Origin of the sequence: Alkaliphilus serpentinus, from assembly GCF_009017255.1 — a bacterium.
GTDB lineage: Bacteria > Bacillota > Clostridia > Peptostreptococcales > Natronincolaceae > Alkaliphilus_D > Alkaliphilus_D serpentinus.
The window spans coordinates 1-18,146 of record NZ_WBZB01000063.1; the positions used below are offsets into that span (position 1 = coordinate 1).

Annotated in this window: 19 protein-coding genes; 12 read left to right on the forward strand and 7 right to left on the reverse strand. The window is 34.1% G+C overall.

Annotated features, from left to right (window positions below):
- Positions 1–6: 6 nt before the first annotated feature.
- Complete coding sequence (locus tag F8153_RS14865; RefSeq protein WP_151867147.1) at positions 7–270, reverse strand: hypothetical protein; 264 nt, start codon at positions 268–270, stop codon at positions 7–9.
- A gap of 107 nt (positions 271–377) precedes the next feature.
- Entirely contained in the window at positions 378–1,010 is a 633-nt protein-coding gene (locus F8153_RS14870; RefSeq protein ID WP_151867148.1) for a hypothetical protein, read from the reverse strand.
- A gap of 370 nt (positions 1,011–1,380) precedes the next feature.
- On the opposite strand from F8153_RS14870, the gene F8153_RS14875 reads away from it, so the two are divergent.
- Together F8153_RS14875 and F8153_RS16615 are read left to right on the forward strand one after the other, a co-directional pair.
- Complete coding sequence (locus F8153_RS14875) at positions 1,381–3,309, forward strand: cation-translocating P-type ATPase (RefSeq protein ID WP_151867149.1); 1,929 nt, start codon at positions 1,381–1,383, stop codon at positions 3,307–3,309.
- A gap of 5 nt (positions 3,310–3,314) precedes the next feature.
- On the forward strand, positions 3,315–4,271 hold the full coding sequence (locus F8153_RS16615) for an HAD-IC family P-type ATPase (protein WP_192929846.1): 957 nt from the start codon (positions 3,315–3,317) through the stop codon (positions 4,269–4,271).
- Positions 4,272–4,367: 96 nt separating this feature from the next.
- Here the strand turns inward: F8153_RS16615 and F8153_RS14885 are convergent, their stop codons facing one another.
- The 3 genes from F8153_RS14885 to F8153_RS14895 are packed head-to-tail and all read right to left on the reverse strand — an operon-like array spanning position 4,368 to position 6,847.
- Complete coding sequence (locus F8153_RS14885) at positions 4,368–4,556, reverse strand: hypothetical protein (protein WP_151867151.1); 189 nt, start codon at positions 4,554–4,556, stop codon at positions 4,368–4,370.
- Positions 4,556–6,694: an HAD-IC family P-type ATPase gene (locus F8153_RS14890; protein ID WP_151867152.1), complete on the reverse strand. Its 2,139-nt coding sequence runs from the start codon at positions 6,692–6,694 to the stop codon at positions 4,556–4,558. The genes F8153_RS14885 and F8153_RS14890 overlap by 1 nt, the downstream gene beginning before the upstream one ends.
- A 15-nt stretch (positions 6,695–6,709) precedes the next feature.
- The gene (locus tag F8153_RS14895) at positions 6,710–6,847 is read right to left on the reverse strand and encodes a hypothetical protein (protein ID WP_151867153.1); all 138 of its coding nucleotides are present in this window, start codon (positions 6,845–6,847) and stop codon (positions 6,710–6,712) included.
- Positions 6,848–7,095: 248 nt separating this feature from the next.
- On the opposite strand from F8153_RS14895, the gene F8153_RS14900 reads away from it, so the two are divergent.
- Positions 7,096–7,296: a helix-turn-helix domain-containing protein gene (locus tag F8153_RS14900; protein WP_151867154.1), complete on the forward strand. Its 201-nt coding sequence runs from the start codon at positions 7,096–7,098 to the stop codon at positions 7,294–7,296.
- 122 nt (positions 7,297–7,418) lie between these two features.
- Entirely contained in the window at positions 7,419–8,012 is a 594-nt protein-coding gene (locus F8153_RS14905) for a 5' nucleotidase, NT5C type (RefSeq protein WP_151867155.1), read from the forward strand.
- Between the two features lie 126 nt (positions 8,013–8,138).
- On the opposite strand, the gene F8153_RS14910 is transcribed toward F8153_RS14905, so the two are convergent.
- Positions 8,139–9,359, reverse strand: a complete 1,221-nt coding sequence (locus F8153_RS14910; RefSeq protein ID WP_151867156.1) for an NAD(P)/FAD-dependent oxidoreductase — start codon at positions 9,357–9,359, stop codon at positions 8,139–8,141.
- A 213-nt stretch (positions 9,360–9,572) separates the two neighbouring features.
- On the opposite strand from F8153_RS14910, the gene F8153_RS14915 reads away from it, so the two are divergent.
- From F8153_RS14915 to F8153_RS14925, 3 genes are all read left to right on the forward strand, one after another.
- Positions 9,573–10,130: a phosphatase PAP2 family protein gene (locus F8153_RS14915; protein WP_151867157.1), complete on the forward strand. Its 558-nt coding sequence runs from the start codon at positions 9,573–9,575 to the stop codon at positions 10,128–10,130.
- A 69-nt stretch (positions 10,131–10,199) separates the two neighbouring features.
- On the forward strand, positions 10,200–11,087 hold the full coding sequence (locus F8153_RS14920; protein WP_151867158.1) for a YitT family protein: 888 nt from the start codon (positions 10,200–10,202) through the stop codon (positions 11,085–11,087).
- A 129-nt stretch (positions 11,088–11,216) separates the two neighbouring features.
- Complete coding sequence (locus tag F8153_RS14925) at positions 11,217–12,323, forward strand: MGDG synthase family glycosyltransferase (protein ID WP_192929847.1); 1,107 nt, start codon at positions 11,217–11,219, stop codon at positions 12,321–12,323.
- A gap of 84 nt (positions 12,324–12,407) precedes the next feature.
- Here the strand turns inward: F8153_RS14925 and F8153_RS14930 are convergent, their stop codons facing one another.
- On the reverse strand, positions 12,408–13,283 hold the full coding sequence (locus F8153_RS14930; RefSeq protein WP_151867160.1) for a PHP domain-containing protein: 876 nt from the start codon (positions 13,281–13,283) through the stop codon (positions 12,408–12,410).
- 282 nt (positions 13,284–13,565) lie between these two features.
- Between F8153_RS14930 and F8153_RS14935 the strand changes: the two genes are divergently transcribed.
- The 5 genes from F8153_RS14935 to eutA all read left to right on the forward strand — a co-directional run bounded on the left by F8153_RS14935 (position 13,566) and on the right by eutA (position 18,146).
- On the forward strand, positions 13,566–14,000 hold the full coding sequence (locus F8153_RS14935) for a EutP/PduV family microcompartment system protein (protein WP_151867161.1): 435 nt from the start codon (positions 13,566–13,568) through the stop codon (positions 13,998–14,000).
- 195 nt (positions 14,001–14,195) lie between these two features.
- On the forward strand, positions 14,196–14,540 hold the full coding sequence (gene eutS, locus F8153_RS14940) for an ethanolamine utilization microcompartment protein EutS (protein WP_151867162.1): 345 nt from the start codon (positions 14,196–14,198) through the stop codon (positions 14,538–14,540).
- 95 nt (positions 14,541–14,635) lie between these two features.
- On the forward strand, positions 14,636–15,214 hold the full coding sequence (locus F8153_RS14945; protein ID WP_151867163.1) for an ANTAR domain-containing response regulator: 579 nt from the start codon (positions 14,636–14,638) through the stop codon (positions 15,212–15,214).
- A gap of 5 nt (positions 15,215–15,219) precedes the next feature.
- Positions 15,220–16,635 carry a sensor histidine kinase gene (locus F8153_RS14950; protein ID WP_151867164.1) on the forward strand — a complete coding sequence of 472 codons (1,416 nt, stop codon included), beginning with the start codon at positions 15,220–15,222 and terminating at the stop codon, positions 16,633–16,635.
- 95 nt (positions 16,636–16,730) lie between these two features.
- Positions 16,731–18,146: an ethanolamine ammonia-lyase reactivating factor EutA gene (eutA, locus tag F8153_RS14955; protein WP_151867165.1), complete on the forward strand. Its 1,416-nt coding sequence runs from the start codon at positions 16,731–16,733 to the stop codon at positions 18,144–18,146.

An 18,146-nucleotide genomic window follows, 5' to 3' on the forward strand; every position in this document is an offset into this window, starting at 1 on the left:
CATAACCTACTTTACACTACCTTCGGTAGTTTGCTCCATTGTTAAGCTATGTTGTCTTCTCATGTTTTCATATTGAGCCTCTGCTATAATATCTTCAAATTCCTCCTTTATAGTGTGGGCTGTTGTCTTGGCAGCATCAATTGCATTAAACATTTGACTTGTAACCATAACAGCAGCCTTTCTCATGGGTTTTCGAGTAGCCTTTAATACACCAGATACACCAAAAAATGTAGCCATTCCATACAAAATCCCTAACGGTTCCAATTTCATTCAACCTCCTAAAAAAAATAAATAAAATGAACTTAATTAAAGTATTAACAATTTCAACGTTATTATTCGAAATAAAAAAACCTCTGTTGAGGTTTTAGGAAGTTTATTTATGCATTTTTTCTAAGATTATAAAATGTATCAAGATATTCACATATTTGTTCTTTTATGCTTCTTAAAAGTCTATACTTAATATTCAATAGAATACCTTTAATGCGATTTTCAACATCCTTCTGATGCTTTGAAAAAATTCTACTGCTTTGAAAATTGATATCTAGAGCATCCATCATGATATCTGTAAAATCCATTTGTTTGTAAATAATTTCTAGCAGCTGATTGTTGAACCATCCTAAAATAGATTTCTCTACAATATAACCAAAGTACTCTTCTCCCTTTTCAGTTATAAGATGGGAAAGCTTATACTGATTGATCAAAGTTGAGTTAAAATTACAGATGATGATTTTTTCATTATTGATTGAAGGAGTAAAGGGATATCCATTGAACTCCTGAAATTCAATATTTAAGGCTTCTGAAATTGAGTTGATAAGACTACAAAAATCTTTATTCTTAATTACTTTATTGATTATTTCTTCTTTATTTATATTATATAAACCCTTCTTAGTGCTGATATTTTTAACAAGCTTATTTTCAACTTGCAAAAAATACTTTTGAATTTTTTCATCTATCAAGCTAAAGGTGACGTCAATAAAATTAGAATTAATATCTACTGTTAAGCTACTCATTTTGACTATCCTTTCTACAAGTAAATTAAAGTATATTACGATTGTAATCTGTAGATATTAAATAAGAATGAAATTTATGTTAAGTTTATGCTAAATACATTTTAACTTTCTATTAAAAGCACATAAATTTAGTAATAGAAGCTAAGCTTTAAGTATTGATCTATGTAGGAGGATTATTAATGGCCATTGAAGATGCTAACCTTTACGTAGCAACAAGATTTCCTGGTAGAATAAGATTTAAATATATTAAATTATTAAAAACACAGTTCTAGCCAACTGTATTGATAGAAGCTTAAATAAGGTAGAGGGTATTGATAAGGTTAACATTAATATTTATAGTAGAAGTATACTGGTTAACTTTAATGTTAAAATGGTAAATGAAAAGGATATTTATACTATTCTTGATGATATAATAAACGATTATCAAGCTACATTAAAGATACAAGAGGAAACTAAAGCTTCTATATCAATAACTGACGACAATATAATATCGTCAGAAAGAGCCACAGCTATGGAACATAGGAGCTCTTATTTAGAAAAAAAATATAAAAAACCCTACAGAAAAAAGATAGTAGGCCGCCATGACTGGTATAAAATGTCCCTCCATGAAATAGGGCTCCTTTTAAAATCAGATATTGACAAAGGTTTATATGAAGCTGAAGCTCTAAAGCTACTAGAAATTATAGGATATAATGAGTTTGCTGGAAAGAAGAAAAAGTCTATTATAGCAATGTTCTTCCAACAGTTTAATGACTATATCATGAAGCTATTACTGGGGGCAAGTGGAGTGTCAATGTTTCTTGGACAGATTGCTGATGCCCTTACAATTGTTGCAATAGTAGTTCTTGAAGCAATACTTGGAGTATGGCAAAATTATAAAGCTGAAATGTCTCTAGAAGCACTTAAAAAGTACACTTCGCCAGCTTCAAAGGTAATCAGGGATGGCAAAACTCAAATGATTCCATCTAGGAGTTTAGTTCCTGGAGACATTATTTCCTTTGAAGCAGGAGACATTATTCCTGCAGATGCTAGGCTAATTAGCAGTTCAAATTTACAACTACACGAAGCCTCTTTAACAGGAGAATCTGAAGCCATTGAAAAATCTTATAAAGTAAATTATACAAATGATGTATCCCTGGCAGATAGAAAAAATATGGTTTTTTTAGGAACAAAGGTAATTAAGGGGAATGGAAAGGCCATAGTTGTAGAAACAGGTATGGATACAGAAATGGGGAAGATTGCAAAACTCTTAGATGAAACACAAGAAGTTCTCACTCCTCTTCAACAGGACCTTAACAGATTAGCTAAAACAATTACATGGGGCTGTGTTGGAGTTTCTGTCGGGGTTATTATAAGTGGAGTATTGGGAGGACAACCCTTTCTAGAAATGTTAAGAACAGGGGTTAGCTTAGCAGTAGGGGCTATCCCAGAGGGTCTATCGACCATATTAACGATCTCCTTAGCCTTTGGAGTGCAGCGAATGGCCAAAAAGGGAGCCATTGTGAAACAACTGCCTAGTGTGGAAACCCTCAGCTGCGCCGATGTAATCTGTACAGACAAAACGGGCACATTAACGACTGGAGAAATGACTGTTACTGATGTATATACTTTAAATAAAAAATATATAGTTGGTGGAGAGGGTAATAAAGCATATGGTGATTTCTTTTATAATGATAAAATAGTAAATGTAGAAGATGACAAAAGCTTAAAGCAATTAATTACCATTTCCTACCTATGTAATAATGCTCATTATAAAATAAAAGATAACGATGAAATCCAAATGATAGGGGATCCTACTGAAGTTGCTTTAAAGGTATTAGCAGAAAAAGCTAAGCTCCGGATAAATCATATGGATTGCTACACAAGAGTTAAGGAACTAGCCTTTGATTCGGAAATCAAAAAAATGACTGTAATTTGTAAAGATCATGAGGAAAAATATACAGTGAATACTAAAGGGGCTCCAGATGTTATATTAAGTAAATGCAAAAAGATATTAGATGAAAAAGGGTTAGTTAGGGAGATTAAATCTGAAGATTTATGTACCATTAATAGAGCCATTGATAAAATGGCTGATAACTCTCTAAGGGTTATGGCTTTTGGTTTTAAAGAATTAACTTCAATACCAGATGAAAATGAGGAAATAGAGAAGGATATTGTATTTGTTGGCTTAACTGGAATAATTGATCCTGCTAGACCTGGAGTAGCCAGCTCCATTAAAAAATGTCATAAAGCGGGTATTAAGGTTGTTATGATTACAGGAGATCACAAGAAGACTGCTATGGCTATAGGAAACAAATAAATATATTGGAGGGTGGCGACATTGTTTTAACTGGACTGGAGTTGGACCAGCTTTCAGATGATGAACTGTTAGAAATAATTGATAAGGTTGCAATATTTGCCAGAACATCACCCAATCAAAAACTCAGAATTGTGAAGGCTTTGCAGACGAAGGGACACATAGTTGTTATGACCGGTGACGGGATTAATGATGCTCCAGCAATCAAAGAAGCTAATATAGGAATAGCAATGGGCAAGGCTGGTACTGATGTAACCAGAGAGGCTGCGTCTATTATCTTAGTTGATGACAATTTTACAACAATTGTAAGAGCAATAGAAGAGGGAAGAGGAATAAGTGGTAATGTTAAGAAGTTTCTTCGATATGTTCTTACAGGGAATATTGGTGCAGTATTGGCGATATTTACAGCTTCATTATTAAGAATGCCCACTCCTTTAATCGCAAGTCAAATACTGATGATTAATTTAGTAACTGAAGGCATACCTGCCTTAGCTTTAGGTTTGGATTCTCCATATTATAACATCATGGGGGAAGCACCAAGGGATGCTAAGAAAAGTATATTTGATAAGCCCTTACTTAAGAAGATTATTTCAAGAGGATTATTTATGGGATTAAGTGCATTTAGTCTGTTTACTGGAACCTTCCTGCTTACAGGTAATATTGCAAGAGCCAGAACCTTGGCTTATGCCAGTATAGTAGTTAATCAAATGCTACATGTATTTGACTGTAGGGAAAGAACCTTAACTAAAAATAAGTATTTGTTCCCCGCAGTAGGAATTTCTACTTTAATACTGTTTGGAAGTATTTATATTCCAGCTGTAGCCATGCTATTTGGAACATGCCCACTGACAATAATTGATTGGATTGCATTGTTATTTATGGCTACCTTTATTGGTAGATTAGACTATATAAAAGAAAAAGCCACAAGGCTTGTTGCCAATAGATTGTCTCCTTTATTTGCCTAGCCAATGGCATAAAAAATATATTAAATAAAAATGGCTCCTTACAAGGTATAGATTTTACTGTGTAAGGAGCTTTAAACTTTAATAGTAATCAAATGCTCATCTTAAGGAGCTTTTATCAAAGATGAATCTAGCATCTTTAGCAGCTGTATTGGGCATTAATTTTTTGCTACTCTTCGCCTCATTGATTAATTCTTGAAAAATTGGTGTAATCATATAGCCTAATAGGGTTAAGCCTAAACCCATTAATAATCCTTCAGCAGTGAAGGCGCTAATTAGTTTTTTCATTACAGATCACCTCTTTTATATTCTTGATTGTTCTTTATAGCTTCTGATGATATTCTCATACTATTAAATATTGATAATATTGAATTAAATGTGTTGAGACTTTTTGCTTTAAATGGTCCCACATATCCAAATGTAGCCATAAGGCCAAAAACAAAATTATAATTTTGACTAAAGTCTATGTTTCTTTGAATTCTATAGTAGCTTTTCTCTGTTATTTGAATTAATCGTGGGACTAATGATAAATCCTTCACCATAAGTAGACAATCTGATTTTAGTAATGTATGTTGGCTTGCTGCATTAACAAAGGAGATACTGATGTCTGCTTCCTCCATAGCCAGAGTATCATTGATGCCATCTCCAATCATAACTACTGTTTTATTCCTTTTCTTATCTTTGATAAATTCAACTTTATCATCTAGTGATAAACCTCCCATGTAACTCTGAATATCTAGTTTATTAGCTATATTTTGAGTATTCCTTTTAATGTCTCCACTTATTACTGATAGATCTTCAATACCCAATTCTTTCACTTGTTTTATCATTTCTGGAGCTGTCTCTTCCAGATCTTCAATCAATAGGATCTTAGCGCGAAGCTTATGGTCAACAGCAAAATAGATAGGAATATAAAAATGAACTTCTTTATCCTTAATGATTTTTGGGTTCACTATTGAAATTTTCTCTTTCATCATCAGTTTATCGTTGCCAATAACCACTCTGTGCTTTTGATAGTTTGATATAATCCCCTTAGAAGGTATATAAATAGTTTCATTATTAAAGTCTAGATTATCCATTCTTTCGGTGGTAAAAGCTGAGGCTACTGGGTGACATATATTCCCTTCACAGGAGGCTGCTATTTGAACAATATCCTCTGGGGTATATTTATCATCGTATATCTCTATTTTACCTATTCTTAACTTACCCCTTGTTAGGGTACCAGTTTTATCAAATACAATACTATTTGCATTAAGAATCTTTTCTATGGTATTGATGTTTCTTAACAGAATCTTATTTTTCATAAGGAGCTTTAAATAGTTTGCTAAGCCTGCATTTAATGCCACCTTGGAGGCTGAAGGAGTCATAAGCAATAATACAGACAAGGGTGTTAAGGAATTACCAGTTATTATAAAACTTGCTAATGCTAAAGTAGAAGCAAAATAAAGTGATCTCTCTTGATAAAACTTAACTCTTTTGCTAATATTTAAGCTGCTTAAGAGAAGGTCTGATTTTAATGATTTATCTGGTATTTTTTTAACCCTTACCTTAATGTAACCTGATACAACTACCATGCCATCATATACACAACTATTTACTTTAGCTCTCTTAATTTCCGGTTGTCCAGAATAATATAAATAATTAATCAAAGCATTACCTTCAATAATAACTCCATCAACTATAATAGACTCATTTTCATAAAAGGTCACTACATCCCCTTCTTCTAAAAACTTTATCGGTAATAGATACTCAGTTCCTTTATAGTTATACCATATCACGGAGTTTGGATTACCAGTGTTTTCTATTAAAGTTCTCTTTATTTGAAGCTTGGAGTAGGATTGTAATGCATCTGTAAGAGCTTTTAGAAATAAAAGCATTGTGCCTTTGTTCCCTTCTCTTGACAAAGTAAGGGCAGTACCTGCCAGCAACAGAAGCTTATCGGGATTTGTTGGGAAGTATTCTGCAATTTTATTATAGTTTCGTTTTAGTTGTGGATAACCCTTGATTAAGGTGACTAAGGCAGCCACCTTTAATACAGGTAAACTACTACCAATGAAAAATTTACCCCAGAAATGTTGCTTAATTTTGTAAAGTATATAAATTGATCCAAATATGAATATTTTTTTCTTAGCAACCTGAAGATTCTTTTCTTCCTTTAGATAATCATTATAGTGCTCACTGATGTATTTAAGGTGTTTGCCATTATTATCTACCATACTAATCATTCTGTTTTTTAAAGTATTAACATCAATTATATTAGGATTATATTTTAATGATATTGTACCTATAACAGGATTCACTTTAACACCTGTAATTCCTATTAGTTCTCTAAAATATAGCTGGAGTGCATCTGATAATTCATTGTTTTTATAGATTATATCTAATTTCAGTCTAACTCTTCCTGGAACAAAACTTATTACTTCCATTAGTTCACTCCTTGATTAATATGCATACATGGCTTTTGGTGTAGATTTAAGTAATGCCCAACCAGCAAATATAAAGATCCATCCTGGTAAAATAGGAAGAATTATACCAACTATCCCTAGCAGCAATAATGAAATTCCGCAAAGTTTTCTCATAGGATACCTTCTTTCTTATAAGATTTTCTAATACATAATTTTGCCAATTTGCAAAAATATATGTACTAAAACTTAAAAATACTGTTGACTTTATGATTAGCTACTTTCAAGTATTTAACTAAGATTTAATCTAATTTTAATGATTACAAAGAATACTTTATATAGAATTAAACTATAGATAGGTCATAAAGCACCTTTATCTTTATCAGTAGTATAAATAATTTTTACTAATTCATAGGAGGGAAATTATGTTAAATGGTTTAAAGGTTCGCGAGTTGCGTAATGTCAAAGGATATACTACTCTAGATATTGCTAATTTAACACATATCTCTAAGAGCTACATTGAAGAGTTAGAAAGGGGAACAAAGCATAATCCTGCCTTTAACAAGGTTGTTTCTTTGGCTAATGCATTAGGTGTTAAGATAGATGAGCTAGTATTAAGATATTAGGTAATGCTTTCCTGCAGGTCTAATATTATGCAATAAATCTTAAGAAATCTAGAGGGATTTTAATGTTGTAAAATCGATATAAATATTTTATCAGAGAACATAAAGTATAGGAGGGATATGGGATGGGTACCCTGAATTTATGTATTGATATTGATGGAACAGTTACCGGAGCCTACGATTGGCTTCCAAGGACAAATCGTTTTTTTAATGTATGTCTCAAACCTCGGGACATAAAATATTACGAAATACATCGAGTATTAGGTGTAGAAAGAAGAGAATATGAAAAATTTTATGATCAGTATGGAGAAATAATTCATCAAGAGGCAAGTATTAGAAAGGGTGCAAGAGAAGCCCTACAGAAATTTTATCAGCACAACAAAATCCATTTTGTGACAGCTAGAGAAGAAAAGATGAGGGGGGTTACCGCTAAGTGGTTTAAACAACACCAGATACCCTATCATTCTCTTTCATTGCTAGGGAGCCATAATAAGGTAGAGAAAGCTATGGATCTAGCTTGTGATATATTTATTGAGGATCGTTACGAAAATGCTATACAGTTAGCATCTGCTGGATTTGAAGTTTTGTTAATTAATTGCTACTACAATCAGGGGTCTTTGTTATCTGGCATCACACGGGTTAATAATTGGCTTCAAATTGAAGACTATATACATAAAGCTTCAAATAATCGATACAATAGTTTTAAAATAGCTAAGTAATTGCTATTGTCCCTACTGCAAAAGCAGTAGGGATTTTTGTGTTTTAAGGGCCAACAAAGCAAAATACCTAAACAACCCGTGAGGCATAGCCTTAACTGGTTGTTGTTTTATTAAAGTAAACAATAGTTATTTATTTTCAAGTAAGGGTCGAGTTTGTAAATAGATATTTAAGTAAGGGCTAGACCCTTTAGTGATTACATCAGTAATGATTTGTGACAGTAGCATATTGTAAATCATACCATTATCCCCATACCCCATTAGAAAGTACCAATTAGGAAAATCCTCATAAACTCCTATAATGGGCATGCCATCATGGGTTCCAGCATATAGAGCACTTAAGTAATATTGGGGCTCTACTTCAATACTAGGAAATAGTTTGTTGAATTCTTGAATTAATTTCTGCTTTTTATTTATAAGCATGCTTTCCCGTTTTTGTGGATTAGTTGTATTTTCATCTAATCCTCCAATGATAATTCGGTTATCAGAAGTGGTTCTCATGTAAATATATGGACGTGCAGTTTCCCAAATTAAGGTTTTTTGATACCAAGAGGACAAATCGTCTACTGGATTAGTAATGACAGCATAGGAGCTAACAAAGGATACATTTTTATCATGCTTAAATTCCTGGCATTGGTAACCAGCAGCAACGATTACACTGTTAGCTCGTATGGTGTGATGATGATTTGTTTGTAGCAGTGTGTAATCCTTCTCTACCTTTTTGCCCTGAATATGGGTTTCTTCAAAAACCCGTAGTCCACAATTCTGTAGTTTTTTAATAAGTCCAACAGTAAACTTATAAGGATTTATCTCTCCATCATTTCTACAATATATGGCAGCAGATTTTGAAAAAGGATAGAGATCAGCTATATCTCGGGAAGTTAAAAAATCTACCTCAAAATGATGCTTCTTTAAAAAACTGTAATCTTTTTTAAGTTTTACCAAATCTTCTTGATAGCTGGCGTAATAAAGACTGTCACGCCTAAAAAAATTAGGGTCTAAGTCTAATAATCCAGATATCTTTTCTATTTCATCTATAGCCTTTGAGGACAGTTTCAAATGGTTGACAGCTATATCTTCACCAAAGCTATTAATTAACTGATAGAACATTTTGTCACCTAAATATTGAAGAAGAGCAGTATTGGCAGAAGTACTTCCATGCCCAATTTTTTCTTTCTCAATTAAAACTACATCTATTCCTTTAGCCATTAAATAGTAAGCACACTGAGCACCTGAGCTACCTCCACCAATTATTGCAACATCACATTGGATGTCCTCTTGAAGGGGAGGGTAGGTTGGAGGATTACTTATGGTTGTTGGCCAATAAAGATTACCTGACTGTAAATTCATTGTTGGTTAAGCCTCCTATCCTTTAAAACCCTATTTCTACAAATAGTATAAACCACTAGCGATATTGTATTCTTAAGAAATCAAAAACTTTTATAAGGACTATGGCTTCGTTAAAGCTATAGTCCTATAGGAAGATTATCTTTCTTAAAATGTCTTATTATTTTACAAAAACATAACCAACCCATCATTATCCTTTAACATTCTAGCAATATAATGAAATTAAGAAAGGATGTGAAGGAAATGAATGCAATTGGCGGTCTTGTTAGAAAGGGTGACATATCTTTATTTTACTTATTTAATAGAAAAATCCATTGCGATCCTTTAGATTTTCTGATGAAGTATATTACTCATTTAGGGTCTACTACCTTTACAACACTGCTTTCATTATTTTTATTCATTTACCCCAAACATGAAGTAAGAACAATTGGAAGAGAAATGGTCATAGTCCTCTTAACTACTTTACTAATAGTTCAATTCATAAAAAGGATGGTAAATAGGCCAAGGCCCTATATTACACTTAGAGATATTATACCAATAAACCCACCTAACTGTAGCTATTCATTTCCATCAGGCCATACCTGTGCAGCTTTTTCAATGGCCCTAGTTTTATCGAAGAATTTTCCTCCCTTAAGTGTAGTTTTTATTACCCTTGCCATAATGGTGGGTTTGTCAAGGGTATACTTGGGTGTTCACTACCCTACAGATACATTTATTGGTGGAATAATTGCTTTTACAACCTTTAAGCTTTTGCTGATGGTTGGGTTCATATAAAGCTATGATCGCTACTAAAAATGCTTCCCTTGACAACAAGTTTTAATCATCTAAAGAAGGAGACTAGCAATGAAGAAAAATATAGACTATAAAAAAACTATTTTAGATTTTGCCTTTCTTATGGTGGGATGTATTCTTTTAGCCTTCGCAATAACCTCAATACTAAAGCCTAATGGATTGGTTTCAGGTGGGATCACAGGAATATCTATTATCCTCGATAAATTAATTGGAATTAAGTATACCTACCTTTATTACACCTTATCGATACTTATATTTATAAGTGCCTGGCTAGCATTAGGAAGAAGAGAGGGAAAGAAAATAATCCTATTATCAATTATATTTCCCTTGGTGTTGATAGCATTGGAAACTCTAGACCTATCCTTAATAAAGAATGATACCATGTTGGCATCTATCTACTATGGCATTATCGGTGGTATAGGCTGTGGGCTGGTACTGAAAAGAGGATTTTCTACAGGAGGCACAGATACTATTGCTAAGATTTTACATTATAGAATGGCACCCTTTATCAGTATAAGTCAGATTCTTTTATGTATCGACGTAGTGATTATCATAGCATCGGCCTTTGTATATGATGAGAATATTGCCCTTTATGCAGTATTAGCCCAGATTGTAATGATGAAATCAATTGATATTGTTCTTTTTGGTTTTGGCTCAAGGTATGTAAAAATTGAAGTGATTAGTGATAAGAGTAATGATATTGCTGATTATATTATCAAAAATATCAGAAGGGGAATAAGTACCTATGAAATTAAAGGGGGATATACAAATATTAGTAGGGAGAAGGTTGTTTCAATCTGCTCTCCCCGGGAAAGCATGCTGATAAAAAGATATATTTCGCAGGTGGATCCACTTGCCTTCGTTAATGTTCTTCCAGTAATGAGTGTATGGGGCAATGGAATTGGCTTCGACAGTGTAATGGAAGAAAACAATGGATAATAATAATAATACTATTAAAATTTAGTAGTTCTTATTAGCAAGCCATTAAAGCTATATTGGGTTTCATTAAAAGCTATAGGTTGGGAAAATAGCATTAGCTAACGATTTCACTCATAAAGGGGGATGTATATGAGATTTGCTATAGTAACTGCTTCCATAGGTCATGGTCACAATTCTGTTGCCTATGCTCTACAAGAGGCTTTGCTAAATGAAAATCCAAATAATTGCGTAGAGGTCTTTGACATTTTGGACGACAGTAAGTTATATCAGCTTGTGACAAATGTTTATCTTGGAGTTATTACTAAAACACCTTATATATATAGTAAAATTTTTCAATGGTCTCAACATCACCAAGGCACCAACTCTATAGTTAATCTTCTGAATTTTCTATGTTTAAAAATCTTAAAAAATATCAAGAGTAGCTATCGACCAGATGCCTTTATTTTTACCCATCCAATTCCGGCTGTTTGCTATAAGAATACTTTTAAAATACCTGCATGGACCATTATAACCGATTATACTTATCACCATATTTGGTATAACCCTAAAATAACAGGGTATTTTGTTGCCAATTCAGAGGTTGAAAGACAACTATTAAAAAATAGCTATCCCATAGAAAGGTTATTTCAAACGGGACTTCCTATAAAAAAATCCTTTACGGCTAACTATATGATGAGTAATTCTCAAAGCTTATTGGATTCAAAACCCATGATTCTTATAATGGGGGGTGGGTTTGGCATTGGGCCTCTCAAGGACATTGTGGATGAATTAGAAAAAATACAATTGCCCTTTGAAGCTGTTGTGATCACAGGGAAAAACGAAAGCTTATATCAGGATATTGTAAAATCTATAGAGAGTAAAACAGAAGATCGATGGAGGGTTATCTCCTACACTGATGAAATCCCTACCCTAATGAAGAAGGCTACTCTATTGATATCAAAGGCAGGGGCTATCACCTTAACGGAGGCTCAAATTAGTGGTTTGCCTACGATAATTTATAAGCCAATACCAGGCCATGAAGAAGAGAATGCTCGATTTGCTTGTGAACAAGGGTGGGCTAAATGGGTAAAAAAATTAGAAGACCTTGTTCCAGCTACCAATGAACTACTGTCGTCAACAAAGGAGCTTCAGCATATGAAGGAAAAATGCAGTTTGTTTAGTAAACCCTATGCAGCATCTTGCATCTCAAAGACTATAACTGATTATACACAAATACCATTAAGAAAGACCTTATAATAACATCCAACAAAATAAACATTAAAAAACCTCTTAAGCTTTAAGAGGTTTTAATAGTTTACTTCTGTTATGCTATTTAGAATCTTAAATCCTATTATTTTTTAGCCATGGTTCTAAGATTACATAGGGTATTTTTTCACCATCAGATATTTCACCAAGCTTTACCTTAGGCTTTAAGTCTCCATGATAGTCGCTTCCTCCTGATGCGTAAAGGTTATTCTCTCTACAGTAATCAAGAAGATAATTGGTTCTATCCATACTGTGGAGGGAGTGAAAGCACTCTAATCCATCAAGGGTCTGCAAGGATATTATAGAATTCAGAAATTCATCATAATCATCAGCAAAATATACATATAGATGGGCTAGAAAGGCCTTTCCCCCAGCTTTCTTTATTAAGCTGGTGGCCTCTTCAACTGTAGGGTAATTTTTTAACTGATTAAGATAAAAAGGACTCTCTTCATCATTAACACAGGTTCGATAAAAAGCATTTAAGCTTTCCCATACCTCCTTTGAAAAGTGCTTCTCATTTTCAGGATACCTTCTAATATCGGCATGAAGTAACTGGGTGGCAAAGTACTTACTCTTAACCGTTAGATCTTTGCTATATTGGATATTAAGATTTCTACATACCTCCTTCAGCTTATTGAGGTATGAATTCTCTCTATCGTAAAATCTCTCCTCAGATACAATACCTGAGGCTTCTACTGTATCAAGGTCAATCCCATAACCAAGTATCTCGATGGGCTTCCCATTATGAGCCACAGAGAACTCGCAGCCAGGGATAACCATACCTTCAAAATAGCTTTTTATTTTTGTATCCCTAAGCTTTCTATAAGCGCCAATAGAATCATGGTCTGTAATGGAGATATATTTTAAACCTAACTGCTGTGCCTTCATAAGAATATTTATAGGTTCATCTGAACCATCCGAGGATGTTGTATGAATATGCAAATCAATCATTGATTTCTGACCCCCTGTTTTATTTACTTATTCTATTGTATTACACATTCTTTATGATAGCAATTATTGAAAGCTAACTTATAAATGCCCTGCTAATACATCAGTGGGGTTTTTTGATACCTATCATTATTTTTAGTGCTTTGTATAATAGAATTTATTTACTGGATAATCAAGTAATAATATCAATTCCTTTTGTAATATTATGAATATCAAAGTAATAGTTTAATAATAAGGTAAGTAAAAAGAGAGAAAAACTAAAATATCCATAAATGGGGTATGTATATGAAGAAGGTTATTTTAATTGGACCCTCTGGATCTGGTAAAACCACATTGGTGCAAACACTATATAGCATGCCTATAAAATATAAGAAAACACAGATGCTTGAGTATTACAAAGATGTTATAGATACCCCAGGTGAATATATAGAGAATAAAGGATTATTAAGGGCGTTAATTGTTTCTTCGGTAGACTGTCATCAGCTATGTTTAATTCAGTCATCAACAGACACAATAACCATATATCCCCCTAATTTCACTCAATTATTCACTAAACCCTGCATTGGAATAGTTAGTAAAACAGATGAGGTCAACAGCCATATACCAAAGGTTAAGGAGATTTTGATGACAGCAGGAATCAAGAAATTTTTTTACATTAGTTCTTTAACTGGCGAGGGTATAGAAGAATTACACCACTACTTGCAGATGGATAATAATTAAAATGATGATTTATATATTTTAATTATTGCAATATTCAAAATATTAAGATATAATTTACACATAAAGAGTTAAGGCTTACACAACGATGTGTAATGATTATAGCGATGAGGCTACTAAGGGATGCCATTGATTGGGTATTCTAAGGTAGCTTTTTGTGTTTCATGAATAAGAATAGCAGTAGTGGAGGTAGTGTAAATGAGTGAAAAACAGCGGATCATACAGGAATATGTACCAGGTAAGCAAATTACCTTAGCCCACTTGATTGCCAATCCCCAATCCTCCATTTGCAAGAAACTAGGTTTGCCTGAAGGAATCCGGGAGGCTATTGGAATCTTAACGATAACTCCCAGTGAGGCAACTATTATAGCAGCCGATGTAGCAACAAAGGCTTCCGGTGTAGATATTGGTTTTTTAGACCGCTTCAGTGGTTCTCTAGTAATAACGGGTGATGTTTCAAGTGTTGAAGCAGCCCTTAACGAGGTATTAACTACACTGACTGAGGTATTAAGCTTTACTCCAACCATCATCACCAGGTCATAATTCCAATAAGGTTGTCTTAAAATTTGCGAAAATCAATCATATTTTTTAGGATTAACTAATAAAATTAAACAAGCCATTTATAAGGAGGTAAGAAAATGAACTTAAGGGTAGTAATAGCCGATGATGAACCTATTACTAGAATGGACCTTAGTGAAATTTTTAGAGAAGCTGGATACAAGGTTGTAGGCGAGGCTTCTGATGGTTTTGATGCGGTTGAGCTTTGTAGAAAACTGAATCCTGACCTAGTCCTTATGGATGTTAAAATGCCACTATTAGACGGCTTAAAGGCGTCAAAAATTATTGTTCATGAAGAGCTGGCAACTTCAGTTGTATTACTTACTGCCTATAGTGGCCAAGAATTTGTAGAACGAGCAAAGGAAGCCGGAGTAATGGGTTACCTGGTGAAACCAGTTGATGAGAAGTATTTAATGCCAGCTGTGGAGGTTGCAGTATGTAAGGGCCAAGAAATTAAAAAAATGAAGAGCACCCTAGAGCATATAAAGGAGCAGTTGGAAACCCGTAAGGTTGTAGAAAAGGCAAAGGGAATTTTAATGGTAAAATATAATATGAAGGAAGAGGAAGCCTATAATGAAATTCGGAAAATAAGCATGAACAAAAGATGCCCAATGAAACAAATCGCAACAGCTATAATTATAAATGATCATTTGGGGTGAGAATAATGCAAACACTTCGTGAACTGTGTAACATTCATACCAATTTAACAGAGGGCGACATAGATATATTAGAAAAGATCGCTGAAAATCTACCCATCATAGCAGAGCTGGTTAATGCGGATGTTTTTATTGATTGTATGACTAGAGATAGAAATGCTGCCATAGTAGTGGCTGAAGCAAAGCCACCATGGCACCCTTCCATGTACAAGCATACAGTTGTTGGAGAACTGGCTTTAAGGGAGAATGAGCCTGCAGCCCTTCGAACCTTGGAAATTGGAATGCCAACAAGGGACTTAAAGGCCATTACCCAAGAAAATATGAGTGTAAAACAAAATGTGGTTTCAATAAAAAATAAAACTGGTAAAACCATTGGTGTTTTAATTATGGAACAGGATATAACAGAGCGTGTTAATCAGAGTAAAAACATGGAAATATTGGCAGAGACAGCAGAACAGTTGACAGAAACTCTAATGACCTTTATGGAGGACGAAAAGACCATTACCAATTATGTAAATGATGCCATTGTGGTATTTGATAAATATGGTTGGGCTACCTATGCAAATCCTGTTGCAATGGACCTTTATAAGAAGCTGGGGTATAAGGATCATATAATCGGGATGCATTTTAATAATCTTGTTTTAGATGGTACATTGTTTGAAAAAACCATATCTGATCAAAAATATCACGCTATAGACATTGATGTAGGAAATTTAGCCCTACAGGTTAAATATGCTGTTATGAAGCAAAAAAACACATTAATTGGAATGATTATGCTAATAAAGGATATCACTGATGTCAAGGAAAAAGAAAAGGAGCTAATCTTAAAATCCGTTGCAATTCGGGAAATTCATCATCGCGTTAAAAATAATTTGCAAACCATCGCTAGTCTATTAAGATTACAGTCTAGAAGGATAGAAAATGAATCAGTGAAAAAATACTTCCATGAAAGTATTAATAGAATTTTAAGTATTGCTGTAACCCATGAGATACTTGCCCAAAAGGGAGTAGATAATATCGATATTAAAACCATTATAACTAGGATTAAAGATAGCACCTTAGACTATGGACTTATACTGAATAAGGAAATCTGTATTGATATAAAGGGTGATAATCTCTTTATAGATTCAGACAAAGCCACCTCCATTGCTTTAGTAGTAAATGAACTCCTGCAAAACTGTCTTGAATATGCATTTTTGGGTAAAAAAAATGGTTACATAGAGCTTTGGATCCAAAAGGGCAGTGTATATTCTAGTATTTCAATTATTGATGATGGTATAGGCTTTGATATCAGTAATATACGACAAGGGAGCTTAGGCCTTAAAATTGTCAATCAAATCGTTAAGGATAAGCTAAAGGGAGTTTTCAATATTGATTCATCCCCAAGTGGAACAAAGATCATCTTCGATTTTAAAAATGAATAATTGGTACAATGGTGTACCTTGATTAAAGCAACGAAGCTAGTGAGAAATGAAACATTTCTTATTGGCTTTTATTTTTTGAGGAAAGGGGTGACATCGTGAGGGAGGAAATATTTAGTACTGGCATTGATATTGGAACATCAACCACCCAGGTGGTGTTTAGTAGAATAGTCATTGAGAATATCGCATCAGTTGCATCTGTACCAAGAATTTCAATTATAGATAAAGAAATCATTTACAGAAGTCCTATCTACTTTACCCCATTATTATCCTTAACCCAAATAGATGGTGAAGGTGTTAGGCAGATTGTAGAGGAGGAGTTTAAAAAGGCAGGGCTAAAGACAGAGGCAATTAGCACCGGTGCAGTGATTATAACGGGAGAAACTGCAAGAAAAGAAAACGCTTCTAGGGTTGTTAATGTCCTCGGTGATCTAGCTGGTGATTTTGTGGTTGCCACAGCTGGACCGGATTTAGAAGCAATCATTGCCGGTAAGGGAGCTGGGGCAGAAAAGCTTTCTCGACAGAAGGGCTGTACCGTTATGAACATGGATATTGGAGGGGGCACAACCAATATTGCAGTGTTTAAAAATGGGGAGATCATTGATACCTCCTGCTTAGATATTGGAGGTAGACTTATAAAGCTTGATCTTACCACAGAAAAATTCCTTTATATATCCCCAAAGATTCAAAGGCTGGCTAAGGGACTAGGTATTAAAATTGAGGCTGGTTTGAAGGTTAAGGAAAGGGAATTAGCCATGATAACGAAAGCTATGGCCAACATCCTTGAAGAAGCAGTAGGGATTAAGGCAAAAAGTGAAGATTATACAAAGCTTCTTACAACAAAAGACCTTAAGGGCGGCTATCCTATTGATATTATAACCTTCTCTGGAGGCGTAGCGGATTATATATATAATTCAAAGGAAACTGAGACCTACAAATATGGAGATATCGGAATTCTGTTAGGTAAAGCTATAAAGGCTTCAGAGCTTACCACCAGGATTCAGACAGTTAAACCAGTTGAAACCTTAAATGCCACCGTGGTTGGGGCAGGTGCCCACAGCATGGAGTTAAGCGGAAGTACCATTACCTTTACCCAAAATGTCTTTCCTCTTAAAAATATTCCCATTATTAAAGTTAATCAAAGGGAAAAACTTAGTGAAATCATACAAGAAAAAATGAAGTGGTTCTGTGTGGAAAACAGAATACAACAAGTTGCCATAGCATTAAAGGGTAAACAGAATCCCAGTTTTCTAGAGGTTCAACAGATGGGGGATTGGCTGATTACAGGTATAGGGGACCTATTGGAGGAGCTTCAGCAGTTAATCGTAGTAATTGAAAATGATATGGCGAAGGTATTAGGCCATACCCTATATAGGCAGCTGGAATACAAAAAAGCAGTTATATGCATAGACGGAATTAATGTTGACAACGGGGACTATATTGATATTGGTAAGCCCCTTGCTAATGGTAGAGTAGTTCCTGTTGTTATTAAGACTTTGGTTTTCAATTCATAA

Excerpts from the sequence above, each read along its gene's own strand:
- F8153_RS14865 (WP_151867147.1), bottom strand. The coding sequence starts at position 270 with ATGAAATTGGAACCGTTAGGGATTTTGTATGGAATGGCTACATTTTTT.
- F8153_RS14870 (WP_151867148.1), bottom strand. The coding sequence starts at position 1,010 with ATGAGTAGCTTAACAGTAGATATTAATTCTAATTTTATTGACGTCACC.
- F8153_RS14875 (WP_151867149.1), top strand. The coding sequence starts at position 1,381 with ATGGTAAATGAAAAGGATATTTATACTATTCTTGATGATATAATAAAC.
- F8153_RS14885 (WP_151867151.1), bottom strand. The coding sequence starts at position 4,556 with ATGAAAAAACTAATTAGCGCCTTCACTGCTGAAGGATTATTAATGGGT.
- F8153_RS14890 (WP_151867152.1), bottom strand. The coding sequence starts at position 6,694 with ATGGAAGTAATAAGTTTTGTTCCAGGAAGAGTTAGACTGAAATTAGAT.
- F8153_RS14895 (WP_151867153.1), bottom strand. The coding sequence starts at position 6,847 with ATGAGAAAACTTTGCGGAATTTCATTATTGCTGCTAGGGATAGTTGGT.
- F8153_RS14900 (WP_151867154.1), top strand. The coding sequence starts at position 7,096 with ATGTTAAATGGTTTAAAGGTTCGCGAGTTGCGTAATGTCAAAGGATAT.
- F8153_RS14905 (WP_151867155.1), top strand. The coding sequence starts at position 7,419 with ATGGGTACCCTGAATTTATGTATTGATATTGATGGAACAGTTACCGGA.
- F8153_RS14910 (WP_151867156.1), bottom strand. The coding sequence starts at position 9,359 with ATGAATTTACAGTCAGGTAATCTTTATTGGCCAACAACCATAAGTAAT.
- F8153_RS14915 (WP_151867157.1), top strand. The coding sequence starts at position 9,573 with ATGAAATTAAGAAAGGATGTGAAGGAAATGAATGCAATTGGCGGTCTT.
- F8153_RS14920 (WP_151867158.1), top strand. The coding sequence starts at position 10,200 with ATGAAGAAAAATATAGACTATAAAAAAACTATTTTAGATTTTGCCTTT.
- F8153_RS14925 (WP_192929847.1), top strand. The coding sequence starts at position 11,217 with ATGAGATTTGCTATAGTAACTGCTTCCATAGGTCATGGTCACAATTCT.
- F8153_RS14930 (WP_151867160.1), bottom strand. The coding sequence starts at position 13,283 with ATGATTGATTTGCATATTCATACAACATCCTCGGATGGTTCAGATGAA.
- F8153_RS14935 (WP_151867161.1), top strand. The coding sequence starts at position 13,566 with ATGAAGAAGGTTATTTTAATTGGACCCTCTGGATCTGGTAAAACCACA.
- eutS (WP_151867162.1), top strand. The coding sequence starts at position 14,196 with ATGAGTGAAAAACAGCGGATCATACAGGAATATGTACCAGGTAAGCAA.
- F8153_RS14945 (WP_151867163.1), top strand. The coding sequence starts at position 14,636 with ATGAACTTAAGGGTAGTAATAGCCGATGATGAACCTATTACTAGAATG.
- F8153_RS14950 (WP_151867164.1), top strand. The coding sequence starts at position 15,220 with ATGCAAACACTTCGTGAACTGTGTAACATTCATACCAATTTAACAGAG.